At 50.3% G+C, this 17,734-nt stretch carries 15 protein-coding genes and 1 riboswitch; all 15 genes read left to right on the forward strand.

Annotated features, from left to right (window positions below; all coding sequences use genetic code 11):
• The first annotated feature begins 193 nt into the window (after window positions 1-193).
• The 15 genes from ispE to A372_RS0107895 all read left to right on the forward strand — a co-directional run bounded on the left by ispE (window position 194) and on the right by A372_RS0107895 (window position 17,386).
• A complete protein-coding gene (gene ispE / locus A372_RS0107825; protein WP_019420280.1) occupies window positions 194-1,048 on the forward strand; it encodes a 4-(cytidine 5'-diphospho)-2-C-methyl-D-erythritol kinase in 855 nt (284 codons plus the stop codon).
• Between the two features lie 318 nt (window positions 1,049-1,366).
• A complete protein-coding gene (purR, locus tag A372_RS0107830; protein ID WP_019420281.1) occupies window positions 1,367-2,215 on the forward strand; it encodes a pur operon repressor in 849 nt (282 codons plus the stop codon).
• Between the two features lie 25 nt (window positions 2,216-2,240).
• Window positions 2,241-2,624 (forward strand): RidA family protein, encoded by a 384-nt coding sequence (locus A372_RS0107835; protein WP_019420282.1) that lies wholly within the window; start codon window positions 2,241-2,243, stop codon window positions 2,622-2,624.
• Between the two features lie 137 nt (window positions 2,625-2,761).
• Window positions 2,762-3,046 (forward strand): septation regulator SpoVG, encoded by a 285-nt coding sequence (gene spoVG, locus A372_RS0107840; RefSeq protein ID WP_005545528.1) that lies wholly within the window; start codon window positions 2,762-2,764, stop codon window positions 3,044-3,046.
• 132 nt (window positions 3,047-3,178) lie between these two features.
• The gene (gene glmU / locus A372_RS0107845; protein WP_233698612.1) at window positions 3,179-4,564 is read left to right on the forward strand and encodes a bifunctional UDP-N-acetylglucosamine diphosphorylase/glucosamine-1-phosphate N-acetyltransferase GlmU; all 1,386 of its coding nucleotides are present in this window, start codon (window positions 3,179-3,181) and stop codon (window positions 4,562-4,564) included.
• Between the two features lie 149 nt (window positions 4,565-4,713).
• On the forward strand, window positions 4,714-5,667 hold the full coding sequence (locus tag A372_RS0107850; RefSeq protein WP_019420284.1) for a ribose-phosphate diphosphokinase: 954 nt from the start codon (window positions 4,714-4,716) through the stop codon (window positions 5,665-5,667).
• Window positions 5,668-5,787: 120 nt separating this feature from the next.
• Window positions 5,788-6,348, forward strand: coding sequence for an aminoacyl-tRNA hydrolase (gene pth, locus A372_RS0107855; protein WP_019420285.1), 561 nt, complete (start codon window positions 5,788-5,790; stop codon window positions 6,346-6,348).
• Window positions 6,349-6,412: 64 nt separating this feature from the next.
• Entirely contained in the window at window positions 6,413-6,643 is a 231-nt protein-coding gene (locus A372_RS0107860) for an anti-sigma-F factor Fin (RefSeq protein WP_019420286.1), read from the forward strand.
• Between the two features lie 235 nt (window positions 6,644-6,878).
• On the forward strand, window positions 6,879-10,409 hold the full coding sequence (mfd, locus tag A372_RS0107865) for a transcription-repair coupling factor (RefSeq protein ID WP_019420287.1): 3,531 nt from the start codon (window positions 6,879-6,881) through the stop codon (window positions 10,407-10,409).
• Window positions 10,396-11,490 carry a peptidylprolyl isomerase gene (locus A372_RS0107870; RefSeq protein WP_019420288.1) on the forward strand — a complete coding sequence of 365 codons (1,095 nt, stop codon included), beginning with the start codon at window positions 10,396-10,398 and terminating at the stop codon, window positions 11,488-11,490. Before mfd ends, A372_RS0107870 begins: the two co-directional genes overlap by 14 nt.
• 448 nt (window positions 11,491-11,938) lie before the next feature.
• Window positions 11,939-12,481, forward strand: coding sequence for a stage V sporulation protein T (gene spoVT / locus A372_RS0107875; RefSeq protein ID WP_019420289.1), 543 nt, complete (start codon window positions 11,939-11,941; stop codon window positions 12,479-12,481).
• A 750-nt stretch (window positions 12,482-13,231) separates the two neighbouring features.
• The gene (locus A372_RS0107880) at window positions 13,232-14,968 is read left to right on the forward strand and encodes a putative polysaccharide biosynthesis protein (RefSeq protein WP_019420290.1); all 1,737 of its coding nucleotides are present in this window, start codon (window positions 13,232-13,234) and stop codon (window positions 14,966-14,968) included.
• 161 nt (window positions 14,969-15,129) lie between these two features.
• Window positions 15,130-16,650, forward strand: a complete 1,521-nt coding sequence (gene mazG, locus A372_RS0107885) for a nucleoside triphosphate pyrophosphohydrolase (protein WP_019420291.1) — start codon at window positions 15,130-15,132, stop codon at window positions 16,648-16,650.
• A gap of 185 nt (window positions 16,651-16,835) precedes the next feature.
• A complete protein-coding gene (locus A372_RS0107890; RefSeq protein WP_019420292.1) occupies window positions 16,836-17,108 on the forward strand; it encodes an HU family DNA-binding protein in 273 nt (90 codons plus the stop codon).
• A complete protein-coding gene (locus A372_RS0107895) occupies window positions 17,108-17,386 on the forward strand; it encodes an RNA-binding S4 domain-containing protein (RefSeq protein ID WP_019420293.1) in 279 nt (92 codons plus the stop codon). The genes A372_RS0107890 and A372_RS0107895 overlap by 1 nt, the downstream gene beginning before the upstream one ends.
• A gap of 163 nt (window positions 17,387-17,549) precedes the next feature.
• Window positions 17,550-17,593, forward strand: a riboswitch (PreQ1 riboswitch).
• The last annotated feature ends 141 nt before the right edge of the window (window positions 17,594-17,734 follow it).

The raw sequence follows: 17,734 nt of genomic DNA on the forward strand, positions 1-17,734 counted from the left end.
CCAAAAAAAGCGAACGGAATGACATCATCGTCACTCTGTTCGCTTTCCTTATTCATTGGCGGGAAAATGGTTGGATCAAGTAAAAAAAGGAAAAGATGGTACCGATGATATCCCGTTCTACGCGAATGACTTGCCAAGTAGAGTCTGTTATAATAACGTAAGCGATCCGTAGGATAAAGAAGGGTGAACGCGAGTGAAAGTATACGAGAAGGCGCCAGCCAAAATTAATTTGCTACTGGACGTGTTACGCAAGCGTGAGGACGGATATCACGACGTCGAAATGGTAATGACGATGGTGGACCTAGCGGACCGTCTCGAAATGGAGGAGCTGCCTCGCGACACGATTATCATCTCCAGTCAGGCAGGTTACATACCGTTAGATGAGAAAAACTTGGCGTTCCAAGCGGCAAAATTAATTAAAGAACGATATGAAGTGAAGCAAGGCGTATATATTCATCTGGACAAAAAGATTCCTGTCGCGGCGGGCTTGGCCGGGGGCAGCAGCGATGCTGCGGCGACGCTGCGCGGCTTGAACCGGCTGTGGCGGCTCGGCATTTCGGACGAGGAGCTGCAGCGGTTAGGAGCGGAGCTTGGTTCGGATGTGCCGTTCTGCGTAACGGGAGGAACTGCGATTGCGCGGGGGCGGGGCGAGAAGCTGGAAACGATCGAGAATCCGCCGCAATGCTGGGTGGTGCTTGCCAAGCCGCCAATCAACGTATCTACGGCCGATGTCTACGGTCGTCTAAGGGCACAGCATATTCAAGAGCACCCTTCCTTAGCGAGGATGCTGCAGGCGATTCAAGGCCAGGACTTTCATACCCTGTGCGAATCGCTTGGCAACGTGCTGGAGGACGTTACACTGCCGATGCACCCGGAGGTGCAGCAGTTGAAGGAAACGATGGAGAAGCTCGGTGCAGAAGGCGTGCTCATGTCCGGAAGCGGCCCGACGGTATTCGGCTTAGTGTCCAAGGAATCCAAGATAGCACGTATTTACAATGGCTTGCGCGGATTTTGCAAGGAAGTATATGCCGTCCGCATGCTCTCCTAAAGGTTAACTTTTGATCACGAAGCATGACAGTAAGTATTTCGACATCGAATCTTGCATTCACCCTAGAAGTCCGGTGCTCATGTAGTTTGCCTACACTCCGCTCCTCCTTCTTCGGGTTCATGCAACCTTCTTGGTGCTGAAAAGTTAACTTTTGATCACGAAGCATGACAGTAAGTGGTTTCGACATCGGTGGAACTTAAGACAATTTCGTTACACAAAATGAAATTTTTGTCTTGACAATCAGTTGTTGTCTTGATAATTAACGTACATTCATGTAGTATTTACAATATATTATTCGGTTTTGAGCGAGGGGTTAGGATGAAAAAATTGAAGCGCAGCGCTCGTCTGGTCGAAATGACGCAATATCTCATGTCTAATCCGCATAAGCTCATCTCTCTCACAACCTTCGCAGAACGATACGGGGCGGCCAAGTCTTCCATCAGCGAAGATTTGGCTATTATTAAAGAAGTGTGTGAGACGGAAGGAACAGGCGACTTGCTCACGCTGGCCGGAGCGGCTGGCGGGGTGAAATATATGCCGAAATGCGGCCCTGATAAGGCGCTGCCTGTTATTGAGTCGTTATGCACATCAATGGAGCAGCCCGATCGGATGCTTCCAGGCGGATACTTTTATATAACAGATATATTAGGACAACCTGGATTGATGAATGATGTTGGCCGCATGTTTGCATCGGCCTTTGCTGGACGTGATATCGATGTGGTCATGACGGTGGAGACGAAGGGGATTCCAATTGCATATGCTACGGCAGCCCATCTTAATTTGCCGGTTGTGCTTGTTCGTCGCGACCATGTCGTAACGGAAGGTTCAGCGGTTAGTATTAACTACGTGTCCGGCTCACAGAAGAGCATCCATACGATGACGCTGGCGCGGCGGGCGCTGAAGGAACGTTCCCGTGTGCTCATTGTGGATGACTTTATGCGGGCAGGCGGCACGGTGCACGGTATGATGGATTTGCTGCACGAATTCGACGCTACCGTAGCAGGTGTCGGCGTACTTGTAGAATCAGAGGACGTATCGAAAGAGGAACGCTTACTGACTGATTACGTCTCTTTGATTCGCGTGTCTGCGTCGGATCCGCGGTCACGTCAGTTGATAGTGAAACCAGGGAACTATTTTGATAATCATGAAGTCATGGTTGAAAGATAAGCCATCTCTTAGAGGAGGTCTTTCTATGTCAAATGCATTAGAAATGATTGCGACAAGCGAGGCACCGGCTGCTATAGGCCCGTATTCCCAAGCAGTCAAATGGGGCGATGTCGTATTTACATCTGGTCAAATTGCACTGACTCCTGAAGGTCAGTTGGCAGAGGGCGGAGTTGAAGAACAGACGCACCAAGTATTCCGCAACTTGCAAGCCGTTTTGAAAGAAGCGGGTTCTTCTTTGGGGAATGTGATAAAAGCCACTGTATTTTTAAAAGATATGAATCAGTTTGCACAAGTGAACGCCATCTATGAATTGTACTTTGGTTCACATAAGCCGGCACGCTCTACTGTTGAAGTAGCGCGGCTTCCGAAAGATGTCCTTGTCGAAATTGAACTCATTGCAGCGATATAAATCGAAGCTTGTCGAAATGGCTAAAGAAGGTTAAAAAAATTCAAAAAAAGTTTGTTTCTTGGCAAATTTAAGAAGGATTTTAGTTGCGCGTGTGGAATTATACACCAAGTCTTGTTGGAAAAAGGTGGTGAACACACGTGCAAATTACTGATGTCAGACTCCGCCGCGTCAACACAGAGGGGAGAATGAAAGCAATCGCTTCGATTACGATCGACAACGAGTTTGTTGTCCATGACATCCGTGTTATCGATGGTAACAACGGCATGTTCGTAGCGATGCCGAGCAAACGGACGCCAGACGGCGAATTCCGTGACATTGCTCATCCGATTTCATCGGCGACACGCGAGAAGATTCAAGCTGCGGTATTGGCTGAATATGAGCGCGCAGCTACGGAAGAGGAAGTTATTGAAGAGGGCGCATAATCTTTTTGGTTAATATTGGGGTTGCAAAGAAAGAGAGCCAATCATAGGGGGCTCTCTTTTCTTTTTGTTCATAATGAGATATATTCTACTATGGAGTACAGGGAGAGCAGGAGGTCGGACGCTTTGAAAAGAATGGCCATTGTGCTTGCTGCTGGACAAGGCAAACGCATGAAGTCGAAGTTGTATAAAGTGCTTCATCCGGTGTGTGGAAAACCGATGGTGGGACATGTTCTCGATGCGGTAGAGCGCGTGCAAAGCGAGCGCACTGTCGTTGTCGTGGGACATGGAGCCGAAGCGGTTCAAAGCTACCTGGGTCATCGCGCGGAATTTGCTTTACAAGCGGAACAACTCGGTACTGGACATGCAGTAAAGCAAGCAAAGGCGCTTCTTGATGGTGAACAGGGCATAACTCTCGTCATTTGCGGAGATACGCCGCTAGTGACATCGGAGACGTTGGCACAGTTGATGGAGCTGCACGTGCGTGCGCAGGCGTCAGCGACGATTTTGACGGCTGAACTTGAAGAGCCGACCGGCTATGGTCGGGTTATTCGAGACAATGATGGTTCGGTCTTGAAAATCGTTGAGCAGAAAGATTGCACGCCGCAAGAGCAGTCAGTGAAGGAGATTAATACAGGCACTTACTGCTTTGATAATGCGAAGCTGTTTGCTGCGCTGGAGCAGGTTACCAATCATAACGCCCAGCAAGAGTATTATTTGACTGACGTAGTCGGCATTATGAAAGCGCAAGGCGAAACCGTACAAGCCTTTTGTACGGATGATATCGGCGAGTCGATCGGCGTAAATGACCGATTGGCGCTGTCGGAGGCAGAGCGCTTAATGCGGGAGCGTATCAACAAACGCCATATGTTAAATGGTGTTACTATTATCGACCCTGCACAAACGTATATTGAAGCGGACGTCGAGATCGGACCGGATACGGTGCTTGAGCCCGGAACGAGTCTGAAAGGACGTACGACCATCGGAGCGGATTGTGTGATTGGACCGAATACCGAAATTACCGATTCCTTCGTTGGCGAACGTGTGCAAATCAAGCAATCGGTGTTGCAGGAGGCCGTTGTCGGCAGCGATAGCAGCGTAGGTCCGTTTGCGTATTTGCGCCCAGGTGCGCGCCTTGGCGAGCACGTCAAGGTAGGCGATTTCGTGGAGATTAAAAATGCCTCTCTGGATGATCATACGAAAGTTTCGCATTTAAGCTATATTGGAGATGCGAAAGTAGGCAAGAATGTAAATATTGGATGTGGGGCGATTACGGTCAATTACGACGGATATAATAAATCCGTTACGGAAATCGGCGACGATGCGTTTATCGGCAGCAATGTCAATCTCATCGCACCGATCAACGTCGGCAATGGAGCCTATGTCGTTGCTGGTTCAACGATTACACACCATGTTTCAGATAATGAATTGGCGATTGCCCGTGAACGTCAAGTGAATAAGCCAGGCTATGCGGATAAGATTCGCGCCCGTGCAAAAGCGAAGAAAGAACGGGAATCGTGAGCAATATAGTTGCGCCATCGCTTAATTATGGTAGCATGTAGAAGAGAGCCTTTATAGTTGAGACCTTTAACGGATAAGCTAAGCAACACCATTAACGGACACTACTAAACAACGATGACCAAGAACCGGCACGGAGGGTTTTTAATATCATGACTTATTGTGATTCCAAGTTGAAAATTTTCACTTGCAACTCCAATCCCAAGTTGGCAAACCAGATTGCAGAGTACATCGGCATTCCAATGGGAGATGCTGTAACAACAAGCTTCAGTGATGGCGAGATTCAAGTTAAATTGTCCGAGAGCGTTCGCGGATGCGACGTGTATGTCGTGCAATCGACCTGCGAACCGGTCAACGATAACTTGATGGAGCTGCTTGTCATGGTGGATGCGTTAAAGCGTGCATCAGCCAAGAGCATTAACGTAGTTATTCCTTATTACGGTTACGCGCGGCAAGACCGCAAAGCGCGTTCCCGCGATCCGATTACTGCGAAATTAGTCGCGAATCTGATCGAAACGGCGGGTGCGCATCGTGTCATTACGATGGATCTGCATGCAACACAGATTCAGGGTTTCTTCGATATTCCAGTAGATCATCTGCTAGGAGTACCGATTCTGGCGCAATATTTCCGGTCCAAGCAGTTGGAAAATGTTGTTGTCGTATCGCCTGACCATGGCGGCGTCGTGCGCGCACGCAAATTGGCTGATTTCTTGAACGCGCCGCTTGCGATTATTGACAAGCGCCGTCCGGAACCGAACGTCAGTGAGGTCATGAACATTATCGGAGACATCAAGGGTAAGACGGCGATCATTATCGATGACATCATCGATACGGCAGGCACGATTGTCCTTGGGGCGAATGCATTGGTTAAAGCTGGAGTGAAAGACGTCTATGCTTGCTGCACGCACCCGGTCCTATCCGGTCCTGCAATGGATCGTTTGGAGCAATCTCCGTTCAAAGAAGTGATCGTCACGGATACGATTCCGATTAAGCATGAGAACCCGTCCAGCAAGCTGCACGTGCTGTCGGTTGCACCGTTAATGGGTGAAGCGATTATTCGCGTTCACGAAGAGCTATCGATTAGTAAATTGTTTGAAATTGAATAAGAGCGAGGCTCTTATGGTATTGTGAAGATGCAAGCAGAAGCAGTATAGATGAACGAGGGTTACGTCTTTGGCTACGGCCGAAGAAGTAACCCTTATCGGCATTTGAAAGGAGGAGCAGTCTTGAAATGGATTGTAGGTCTCGGGAATCCGGGAATGAAATATGCTTCGACTCGCCACAATATCGGCTTTATGGCCATAGATGCGCTCTCGAATCGCTTCGGCATCGAAATAAGGGAGAGCAAATGCAAGGCGTTAATCGGCGAAGGCCGCGTTGGTACAGAGAAGGTTGCCCTTATCAAACCGATGACATTTATGAACTTATCGGGTGAAGCCGTTCGTGCTTATATGGATTACTATAAAACGAATATCGATGATTTCATCGTTTTGTATGATGATTTGGATACCGAGCTTGGTAAGGTACGCTTGCGGTATCAAGGCAGTGCCGGCGGGCATAATGGCATTAAATCCATTATTCAGCATCTCGGGACACAATCTTTTAATCGGATGCGGATGGGCATCTCCCGGCCGGAACCAGGACGCGAAATCGTTGATTACGTGTTGTCAGGGTTTGCTAAAAAAGATCAGGACATGCTCCAACAGACGGTGGAAAAGACGTGCGATGCGGTCGAATTTGCGTTAACGCATACGTTTGAGCAAACGATGGCGAAATTTAACGGCTAATGGGCTAATTTGCCTTCATTAGGGACATACTAAACGGTATATTCCCTGAACTGGAGGCATATAGATGTCTGTGAACTATGTCTGCAAACATTGTCATACGTTAATTGGGCGCCTTGAAGAAAGCGGCATAGATGAAACCCGACTCGGCTTTCATCAACTAACGTCGGAGGAGCGCCAACAATATATATTGGTTCATTCCAATGGAGACGTAACGGTGCGGATGACTTGCGATTATTGCACAGAAGCGATACAAATGCACCCCGAATTGTCGCTGCTGCCATCGCCTTTGCAATGAAAGCTTGATTATACGGAACATACGTCAGCCTTGGCTTGTTTGCCGAGGCTTATTTTGAATGAGCAATAAATCTAGCAAAACCCGTTGTTCCTTATAGGTATGGACGGTACAGTCTGTTTATACGTGGAAGTACACGCGTTAATATGTTGAAGGGCGAGAGGACTTCTCACTTTCGGACCTGAAACTAGATCTTGTCATATCGTAATTTTGTGGGTGAGAAAGAGGTGCCTGTCCTTTGTTAAATGCACTCATGCAAGCTTTATCCGAAGAACGCGATATTGAATCCATAGCTGCTGGCATTCGCGCGGGAATGAAGGAACAATTAGTGTCCGGCATGTCGGGTTCGGCACGTCAAGTGATGATGGCTGCGCTCCATAAGCAGTTGGAACGGCCAGTACTCGTGGTAACGCATAATATGTTTTCCGCACAGAAGGTAGCTGAGGATTTGCAGGAGTGTCTCTCTTCAGACCAAGTGCTGCTCTATCCGGCGAACGAGTTGGTAGCTGCGGAAGCGGCTATCTCGAGTCCCGAGGTGAATGCGCAACGAATCGAAGTTCTGACACGCTCTGCCCAAGGCTTTCGCGGAATTGTCGTCACGCCGTATGCTGGATTGCGGCGGTTTTTGCCTGCCCGCGAAGTGATGGCCCAAGCGGCGGTGTCGTTAGCACTCGGAGATGTGCTTCCGCTGGAGAGCTTCTTGGAGCAGATGGTGTCTCTTGGCTACGAGCGGACCGAGCGGGTAGAAACGAAAGGGGAAATGAGCGTACGCGGCGGCATCGTTGATATTTATCCGCTAACTTCGCCATTTCCGTACCGAATTGAATGGTTCGACGATGAAATCGACTCGATTCGTTCGTTCGATCCGCACGATCAGCGTTCCATAGAGAAGCTGAAGCAGTTGACGATAACGCCAAGCCAAGACTTGATTGCGGATAAGACTCGCTTCGTCCAAGCGGCTGAAGCGGCATCGTCACGTCTGGAAGACCAATTATCGAAGATGACCGATCGTCAGGTAAAGGATAAGCTGCAGCAAGAAATCGGCTATGAAATCGAGCGCCTGCGCGGTTCCGTATACTTTAAAGAAATGTATAAGTACGTGTCTGTACTTCATCCGGAGCAGCACACGCTGTATGATTATATGCCAAAGGATACGCTTATTATTATGGATGAGCCTGCGCGTGTCATGGAGACGGCGAAGCAATTGGATCGCGACGAAATGGAGTGGAGTACGCACCTGCTGCAGAACGGCAAGACGCTGCCATCGCTTCAGCTTGGGCTGAGCGCAGACGATACGCTTGCCAAGCGTCCGTTCCAAACCGTGTTCATGGCATTGTTTTTAAGACAGGTGCCGCATACGCAGCCGCAAAATATCGTTAACGTCATGTGTCGCACGATGCAGAACTTTCACGGTCAGATGAATGTGCTTAAGGCGGAGATGGAACGCTGGAAAAAGACCGGTGCCAACGTCATCATGTTAGCGAACGGAGACGAACGGGTGGAACGCATCCGGCGCGTGCTTCAGGATTATCAGATCCCCGAACCGACCATAATGAAGGGGAACTTGCAAAGCGGCTTCGAACTGCCATCTGTTCATCTTGTCGTCATTACCGAAGGCGAAATGTTCTCGCAGAAGCAGCGCAAGACGCGGCGGGCGGAGCAGGGCGCGAAGATGGACAATGCGGAACGAATTCGCAGCTATACGGAGCTCAAAGTAGGAGATTACGTCGTTCATCAGAACCATGGAATCGGTAAATACATTGGTATCGGTACGTTAGAGATCAACGGCATTCATAAGGATTATTTGCATATCTTGTATGCCGGCGGAGACAAATTGTCCGTTCCGGTCGATCAGCTCCATCTCATTCAGCGCTACGTCAGCTCGGAAGAGAAGGAGCCGAAGGTATATAAGCTGGGCGGTACGGAGTGGACGAAGGTCAAGAACAAAGTTCGCTCGTCGGTCAAAGATATTGCGGATGATCTGATTAAGCTGTATGCCGCAAGACAAGCTTCTTCAGGCTATGCCTTTGAGAAGGATACACCGGAGCAGCGTGAATTTGAAGAAATGTTCCCATATGATGAAACGCGGGATCAGCTCCGCACCATCGAGGAGATTAAGAAAGACATGGAGCTGCCTCGTCCGATGGATCGCTTGCTGTGTGGTGACGTCGGTTACGGCAAGACGGAGGTGGCAGTACGAGCTGCCTTTAAATCAGCGATTGAGGGCAAGCAGGTTGCTATTTTGGTACCGACCACCATTTTGGCGCAGCAGCATTATGAAACGTTCCGGGAACGCTTTGCCGAATATCCATTCAACATTCAAGTGTTGAGCCGGTTTCGTTCCCGCAAGGAACAGAATGAGACGATTAAAGGCTTGAAGACAGGCGTCGTCGATATCGTCATTGGTACCCACCGTTTGCTCTCGCAGGACGTCATTTTCAAAGATTTGGGCATGCTGATCGTGGATGAAGAACAGCGCTTCGGCGTTACCCATAAGGAGAAGCTGAAGCGGCTCAAGATGAACGTGGACGTGCTAACGCTGACCGCAACGCCGATTCCGCGCACGCTTCATATGTCCATGCTGGGCGTTCGCGATTTGTCGGTTATCGAGACTCCGCCGGAGAATCGGTTCCCGGTTCAGACCTATGTGCTTGAATACAGCGATGCGCTCGTACGGGAAGCGATTGAACGGGAATTGGCCCGGAATGGCCAAGTATACTTCCTATTCAATCGTGTTCAAGGTATTCATCAGATGGCAGACCATATCAAGATGCTCGTGCCGGAAGCTCGAGTGACGGTCAGTCACGGTCAAATGTCGGAGCAAGAGCTGGAGAAGACGATATTGGATTTCCTGGACGGAGAGTACGATGTGCTCGTCAGCACAAGCATTATCGAGACAGGCGTAGACATTCCGAACGTGAACACGCTCATCGTGCATGATGCGGACAAGATGGGCTTGTCCCAGCTGTATCAGCTGCGAGGCCGCGTCGGGCGTTCAAATCGGATCGCGTACGCGTACTTTACGTATCAGCGGGATAAAGTATTAAACGAGGTGGCGGAGAAACGGCTGCAAGCGATTAAAGAATTTACGGAGCTCGGTTCAGGCTTCAAAATCGCGATGCGGGACCTCTCCATCCGTGGAGCTGGGAATTTGCTCGGCGCAGAGCAGCACGGATTCATCGCTTCGGTCGGATTCGACTTGTACTCACAAATGCTGTCTGATGAAATCAACAAGCGCAAAGCGGAGCTAGACGGCATCGCTATCGAGGAGCAGCAGGAGCTCTCGACGCTTATCGATCTGAACATCGACGCCTATTTGCCGCCGAATTATATTTATGATAGTATTCAGAAGATTGAGATCTATAAAAAAGTAGCCGGTCTTGCCTCGTTAGACGAAGTCGAAGAATTGCGAGATGAACTCATCGATCGCTTCGGGGAACCGCCCCTTGCTGTATTGCAGCTCCTTGCCGTTGCCCGGCTGAAGCTGTATGCGAAGCAATATGGATTAGAATCCATTGTGCAACGCGGGGAGGCGGTCACCTTAAAGGTCCACCCTTCGGCTGAACCGTGGTTAGACCGTAAGAAATTGGCTGCCATCGCCACCAGCATTGATAGACGTATTGCAGTAGACCGGAATACGCATGGCATCGTGAAAGTGAACGCGCGTGGAATGGATGCAATGCAACTGTTGATGCAGCTTGAGCAATTCATGCAAGAGGCGAAAGATGCGATCAAATCGAAGGGAGAATTGCAAAATGTTGCAAAATAACAAGACGCGTTCTAAGAAGTGGTTGATGCTGGCCTTGTCTGCAGTACTCGCCCTTTCTGTATTGGCGGGCTGTGGCAAGAGTTCCGGAGCAGAAGCAGGAACAGGAGCAGCAAAGAAAGACGACAGCAAAGTCGTGGCTACGTATGAAGGCGGAGAAGTTACGCAAAAAGAGTTCGACATAGAGCTAGGGAACATGCTGTTGATGTATCCAGAATATGCACAGCTTATTAATATGGATCAATTCCGCGAATACTTCTTGAAGCAGCAGGTTGCTTATGAATATCTTCAAGGCAAGGCATCTGACAAGTCCAAGACAGAGGGCGAGAAGAAAGCCAAGGAACAGCTTGAGGCCATGAAGAAGCAGGAGGGCTTCAAGGAAGCTTTGACCGAGAAGAAATTAACGGAGGACGACGTCCTGAAGTATATGACGCGCATCCTTACCGTTGTTGTAGACTATAACGACAAAGTGACGGAAGACCAAATAAAAGCACAGTTCGAAAAAGACAAAGAGGAAATGACGGTTGCGTCCGTTCGCCATGTTTTGATTGGCTTTAAAGACAAGGATGGCAAAGAGCGCAAGAAAGAAGACGCACTTAAGCAGGCGAAAGACATTTCTGCCCGCTTGAAGAAGGGCGAGGATTTCGCGAAGCTGGCGAAGGAATATTCCGATGATGCAGGCTCAGTGCCAGATGGCGGTTTGTATAAAGACACGCCTGTTAGCAAATGGGTGCCGCAGTTCAAGGAAGCGGCGCTGACGCTGCCGATTAACCAAATCAGCGATCCAGTCGAAACGGATTACGGCTACCATGTCATGCGTGTTGAATCGCGCACCGTGAAGACGTATGACAAGCTGACCGAGGACGAGAAGACCGCATTGCGCACACGTGCTGCTTCCGAAATCATGAACAGCTTCATGGAAAAAGAGCTGGACAAGCTGATTACGAAGATTGACTTGCCTAAGGTGGAGGAAGCGAAGCCAGAGGATAAAAAGGAAGAGAAGAAAGAAGACGCGAACAAAGAAACACCGAAAGACAATGGAGCGACAGACAAGAAAGAGGATAAAACAGAAGGAACGAAGTAATTATCCTCGTACTGCTGACTATGTTTTGTGCAAGAATGCAAAGCGGCCTCTCCCCGTTTCGGGCAGAGAGCCGCTTTTTTTCATGGTATGCACTCATGAATTGGAGAAATGTAGGCATACTATAAGTAGTTTCCTTTGTACGTCGTAAAAGGACAAGTCGAAAGAACCATACGAATTCGACAAAAACAGATAAGAAAACCAATTTATGCTAAAGGAATTGGGGAAAATGTGAAAATTCTGAGAAAACGAAATAAAAAGTTGTCGTTTAATGTCGAAAAATGTGATTTTTTTTGCAACTTGGATGGCTTTTCCTACGTATCATGTGTATGTATAAGAACTTGGGAGTAGTTGAATACTATGGTCAGTGTTAGAATCCATACCGCATCTCTCCTAATTAAAAATAATACAGTAGACCTAAAATTACTTACGGAAAGCGGGGCAACCATTTATGAAAGCTACTGGTATTGTTCGTCGTATTGATGACCTCGGACGTGTTGTTATCCCAAAGGAAATTCGCCGCACATTGCGGATTCGCGAAGGTGATCCACTTGAAATTTTTGTAGATCGTGATGGCGAAGTCATTCTGAAGAAATATTCCCCAATCGGCGAGTTAGGCGATTTTGCTAAAGAATATGCGGAATCTTTGTATGAGAACACAGGTCATATTACGTTGATTTCCGACCGCGATACGGTTATCGCGGTAGCAGGTGGTTCCAAGAAAGAATATTTGGACAAGCAAATCGGCATGCTGCTCGAGAATTGCATGGAGAATCGCAAGACAGTCGTCGAGACGAATGCAGGCAACTACGAAATCGTCAAAGACAATCAAGAACCGTTCTCATCGTTCGTAGTGGCGCCTATTGTAACTGGCGGCGACCCTATCGGCACAGTCGTGCTGTTGAACAAGGACGATAGCGTGAAAATGGCGCAAATGGAAATGAAAATGGCGGAAACGGCTGCTGGCTTCCTAGGCAAACAGATGGAGCAGTAATCATATATCTGCAAGAGGAACTCCTGTACGAATAAGGTACACGTCTGACGTGGAACCTTAACGGTGCGGGAGTTTTTTATAAAATATCGGGATAAAAGATGTTTTTCGCCTTGGAGTCCTCAACTAAACCCTTCCCGGGGATGATATGACTGTTCCATCCCTTGCTTCACTCTCCCCTTCATTCAGAATTGCAGCTCCTTTGACTTCAAACGACAACATGTTGCTGGTCTTCCGTGTAATGGCCCTTAGCTCCATTATTCCAAATAGTCAGGAGGGATAACGTCAAGGATAAGGCACATGCCGACACGTATATCATGGAATAAAACGGCTGATCAATGGCAGTAAATCAAAGTGGTCATTGGGCGTGCCTCCTTCCCGATGGAAGGGGAGAATGAAGCAAAGGGGCGAATGAAGCAAATCACCGTCAGTCTGAATGCGCCACTGCACGAACGGAACATTTCGATAATTATGAAGAGTCAATGTCTTGTTATTTGACAGAGGGTACGCCTCAAGGCGATTTTTTGTGACTATTGGGAAGGTTGTGAACACATTCCTTTTTAGCGATAAAACATAAAGCCTGTTTTACACGCAATCGCATATCTTGAAAGGACTCGATAAAGGTTTCCTTATGTTTTTTTGCATCATCGGCGCAGTATGAGCCGCGTTATGAACGGTGCGCTTCGTCTTCCTTGCCTGGTGACCGATTATGATATAATACGGTACGAACGTTACAGAATGGCGGGATGACAGTTGAATGATCGAAAATCCCGCACGTCGGGACAAGTCGTATCCGGTGCGCTGATGTTAGGCTTGGCTACAGTCGTGTCAAAAGTAATCGGCACATTGCAAAAAATTCCCCTGCAAAACATCGGGGGCGACGGTGTCTTCGGCATCTATAATGCGGTCTACCCGTTCTATGTCCTGCTTGTCGTTATCGCCTCAGCTGGCATTCCGGTAGCAGTTGCCCGCTTGGTGGCGGAATGTGAGGCGGCCGGTGATGAGCGGGGCTCAGAGAAAATGCTGTACGCCTCTTGCTTACTTATGTCTGTCACTGGTCTTATTGGGTTCGTAGCGCTGATGTTGGGCGCGGAATCGATAGCCGGATGGATCGGCAACCGTCACACGGTACCGGCGATCCAGAGCTCGGCTTATGCTCTGCTCGTCATGCCGCTTGCTGCGGCCTTGAGAGGGTATAATCAGGGGCGCGGGGAAATGAATTCGACAGCCGTGTCGCAAGTGATCGAACAGACTGGCAGAGTGACGGTGATGATCGCGCTGCTGCTATATTATACAAGCCATGGCGCACCGAATGAGACGGTGGCCGCAGGCGCCACATTTGGATCATTTGCGGGCGGCGTGTGCGGTTTGCTGACAATGGGGATATACTGGTGGATAGAGCATCGCAAGCAGCGGAGCCGCAAGGCAAGGAAGCGGGAAGAAGCCATTGCTGATGCGGCAGATGAGGCATTATCAGTTGATGTCGCGCTGCAGGCGGTGAGGTTCGCGGAAGGGGCCGTTGTTCTAGACGGGACTCCTCCTCGAGAGGGAGCGGGGTCACCCACGCTCTGGACATGGATGCGGCGTCTCGCTTGGACGGCTCTGCCGATCTGCCTCGGCGCGATTGTAATGCCGGCCGTGAACGTGGTCGATGTGTTCACGGTGCCGCGCTTGCTGCTGGAGCAAGGGTTGAGCGAAGCTGCCGCGCTTGTGCAGTTCGGCATATATAGCCGCGCGTTTCCGCTTGTGCAGCTTGTCACGATGGTGGCGGGCTCGCTTGCCGTCGGGCTTGTGCCAGCGGTGGCAGAGGCGGTGCGGCGGCAGGATGAGCAGCAGCTGCGTGCGCTTATTCGAACTGCGCAGCGCTGGGCGTGGTTGCTTGGCTTGGCCGCCACGGTCGGGCTTATGGCCTTGGCTGAGCCTATTAACGTGGCGCTGTACACGGATAACGCCGGATGGACGGCGTTCGTGCTGGTTGCTTCCACGGCGGTTAGCGGCGTATTCCAGGCAGTAACCGCCGCCTTAATGCAGGGCATGGGCGCGGTGCGGGCCCCGGCGCTGCATCTGCTGGCCGCTGCTTGCGTGAAGGCGGCCTTGAATGTGTGGCTCGTCCCGGCGTACGGCATCGCCGGGGCAGCCACCTCCGCGGCCGCAGCGCTCGCCCTCGCAGCGGCGCTGAACGCGGTCGCGCTGGCACGCGTCAGCGGCGTCGGCATCGCCGCCTGGGGCGCCCGCAGCGGGCAGTTGGCGCTTGCCCTCGCCGGTATGGCCGCTACCGTGTGCCTGGCCGCAGCGCTGCCCGCATGGCTTGGCGCCACCGGGCGCTCGGGCGCGGCCTTGGCTACGGCCGTCGGCGTGCCGCTCGGAGCGGCGACATTCGCCGCCCTCGCTGCCGCGCTTGGCGCGGTGACGCCGCATGAGCTCGCCGCCGTGCCGCGCATAGGGCCGCGCCTGGCCGCGTTCGCGTCGCGTCTTGGGCGGCGCCCGTAGCCTCGCCTCGAGGCACATCCGCCGACACGGACGGGCCTCTGCAAGGCAGTGAAGCCGCCCGGCCTAGTACGGCAGGCGCTGTCCGCACAGGTTCATTCATGCTGCTGGTATGAATTCATTCAGGATAGGAACATGACCTTTACCATAAAGGAGGCATCACTATGCCCGGTAACATCACAGTCGTCGGCCTTGGCTCCGGCGATGTCGGCCAGCTGACGCTGGCTGTATGGAATCTGCTGCAGCAATCTCCGCACATCTATGTGCGCACAGAGCATCATCCGGTTATGTCCCTGTTCAAGGAGCACGGCATTACGTACCGATCGTTCGACCGCATTTACGAGACACAGGAAGACTTTCCGAGCGTCTATGCAGAAATTTGCCGTGAATTGATGGTGGCGGCCTTGGTTAGTTCAGACAGCACGATCGTGTATGCCGTTCCCGGCCACCCGATGGTGGCGGAGGCGACGGTTCAGCTGCTTAAGGAGCGCTGTTCGGAACAAGGGATTGCGTTGAAGATTGTAGGCGGGGAGAGCTTCCTTGATCAGGCGTTTATTGCGCTCGGATTCGATCCGATTGAAGGCTTTCAATTGCTGGATGCGTCAGGGCTTCAGCCTGCTGGCTTGAATCCCCGGTTGCACACGGTCATCGGACAAGTGTATGATACGTTTACGGCTTCTGATGTGAAGCTAAGTCTGATGGAGATTTATCCGGATGACTATGAAATCACGGTTGGTCATGCGCTTGGTGTCGAAGGAATGGAACAGATTGTGCGCGTGCCGCTTCACGAGCTGGATCATCTGGACGGTTACGGCAATCTGTCGCTCATTTGGGTTCCTCGTACAACGGACGATGCGGTGCGGAACCGCACGTTTAGCCGCTTGCACGAGATTGTGTCCATCCTGCGCAGTCCGGAAGGATGTCCGTGGGACCGGGAGCAGACGCATCAATCGATTCGGAACAACCTCATTGAGGAAACGTATGAGGTGCTCGAAACGATCGATGATGATGATCCGGGGCATATGCAGGAGGAGCTCGGCGATTTGCTGCTGCAAATTATGCTTCACTCCCAGATAGAGGAAGAAACGGGCACATTCGGCGTGTATGATGTCATTGAGGGGCTGAATGAGAAGCTGATTTTCCGTCATCCCCATGTGTTTGGCGACAAGCATGCAGCGGATGCTGAATCGGCTCTCGGCAACTGGGAGCAGATGAAAGCGGAAGAGAAGCGCCGCAAAGGGATCGCGAGTGAAGCAGCATCCGTTCTAGATGGCGTGCCGAGAGATTTGCCGGCGCTGATGAAAGCTTACAAATTGCAGAAAAAAGCGGCCAAGGTCGGCTTTGACTGGGATCGTGTGGAAGATGTACTTGACAAAGTAGCCGAAGAATTGCAAGAATTGCGAGAGGCGATTGCTTCGGTAGATTCGGCAACGGGTGAAGAGGATAAGGACAAGCATATGGCTCATGCCGCCGAAGAACTGGGCGATGTACTGTTCTCGGTCGTCAATGCAGCCCGCTTCATGTCCGCAGATCCGGAAGAGTCGCTCACCCTCACGAACCGCAAATTTGTGCGCCGATTTCAATATATCGAAGAGCAGCTTCGTATAAACGGCAAATCTTTTGACCAAACTGATTTACTAGAAATGGAGCGGTGGTGGCAGGAAGCGAAGCGGCTCGAACCGTAACCCGGGCGTGCAGCGGCCCTAATATTCTCTATTTTTCGTCAAAATATGAAAAAGTGCCGCAACCGGGAAGGAATTTTCCTAAAAAGCAAGAATACATACATGCAATAAGTATTCCGCGGCTCAAGCGTTAGCTTGCACGCCAACACACTCTATGAATGAATAATAGGATTGGGAGGCCAATACACATGAACAAAACTGACTTGATTACTAACATCTCTACAAAAAGCGGCTTGACTAAGAAAGACGTTGAATCCGTCCTGAACGGTTTCTTCGGTGAAGTAACAGATGCATTGTCCAAAGGTGACAAAGTTCAACTGATCGGCTTCGGTACATTCGAAACTCGCAAACGCGCAGGCCGTACGGGCCGCAACCCGCAAACAGGCAAAACGATCGAGATTCCTGAATCCGTCGTTCCAGCGTTCAAAGCGGGCAACAAGCTTAAAGAAGCAGTAAAATAATGCGTCTGGACAAGTTCCTGAAAGTATCGCGACTCATTAAGCGGCGTACCGTCGCAAAAGATGTGTCTGAACAGGGACGTGTAGTCTTGAATGGACGTGAAGCGAAGCCGAGCACGTCTGTTAAGGTTGGCGACGAGATAACGGTTCAATTCGGACAGAAGCTCGTCACCGTCCGCGTGGAGCGTCTCCAAGAGACGACGAAGAAAGATGAAGCGGCGGGTATGTACTCTCTGCTCAAGGAAGAAGCCATTCCGAAATCGAACGATTTCGGCTGGTAGACGCCATATGCATGACAAGAAGAAACGGTTCTTCCTTTTTCTAAAGGGGGAAGCCGTTTTTTTTGTGTTCCACCCTGTATTTAGCGAAATATGGTTTTGAAACTTCCGCTTCCATTCTCTATAATGAATAACAACTGCATACATTCCGCGAGGACCATACCTTGCGGGAGAGGTTCGCAATCTCCCTCTATAAAAAACTAAGGCTGACAGTATCCTACGGATCTAGTGAAGTTCAAAAAGTCCCTTTTTTTTGAACACTCATTAGTATGTTTCCTTAGTGCTGTCTTTTTTGTGCTTTATAAGTCTTTTTAAAAAGGTTTTTTTAAACATGTACTTTGAGCACATGCC

The sequence above is a fragment of the Paenibacillus sp. OSY-SE genome (genome assembly GCF_000283315.1).
GTDB classification, from domain to species: domain Bacteria; phylum Bacillota; class Bacilli; order Paenibacillales; family Paenibacillaceae; genus Paenibacillus_B; species Paenibacillus_B profundus.

Excerpts from the sequence above, each read along its gene's own strand:
- A372_RS0107835 (WP_019420282.1), top strand. The coding sequence starts at position 2,241 with ATGTCAAATGCATTAGAAATGATTGCGACAAGCGAGGCACCGGCTGCT.
- purR (WP_019420281.1), top strand. The coding sequence starts at position 1,367 with ATGAAAAAATTGAAGCGCAGCGCTCGTCTGGTCGAAATGACGCAATAT.
- A372_RS0107890 (WP_019420292.1), top strand. The coding sequence starts at position 16,836 with ATGAACAAAACTGACTTGATTACTAACATCTCTACAAAAAGCGGCTTG.
- A372_RS0107850 (WP_019420284.1), top strand. The coding sequence starts at position 4,714 with ATGACTTATTGTGATTCCAAGTTGAAAATTTTCACTTGCAACTCCAAT.
- A372_RS0107895 (WP_019420293.1), top strand. The coding sequence starts at position 17,108 with ATGCGTCTGGACAAGTTCCTGAAAGTATCGCGACTCATTAAGCGGCGT.
- spoVT (WP_019420289.1), top strand. The coding sequence starts at position 11,939 with ATGAAAGCTACTGGTATTGTTCGTCGTATTGATGACCTCGGACGTGTT.
- A372_RS0107860 (WP_019420286.1), top strand. The coding sequence starts at position 6,413 with ATGTCTGTGAACTATGTCTGCAAACATTGTCATACGTTAATTGGGCGC.
- A372_RS0107870 (WP_019420288.1), top strand. The coding sequence starts at position 10,396 with ATGTTGCAAAATAACAAGACGCGTTCTAAGAAGTGGTTGATGCTGGCC.
- glmU (WP_233698612.1), top strand. The coding sequence starts at position 3,179 with ATGGCCATTGTGCTTGCTGCTGGACAAGGCAAACGCATGAAGTCGAAG.
- mazG (WP_019420291.1), top strand. The coding sequence starts at position 15,130 with ATGCCCGGTAACATCACAGTCGTCGGCCTTGGCTCCGGCGATGTCGGC.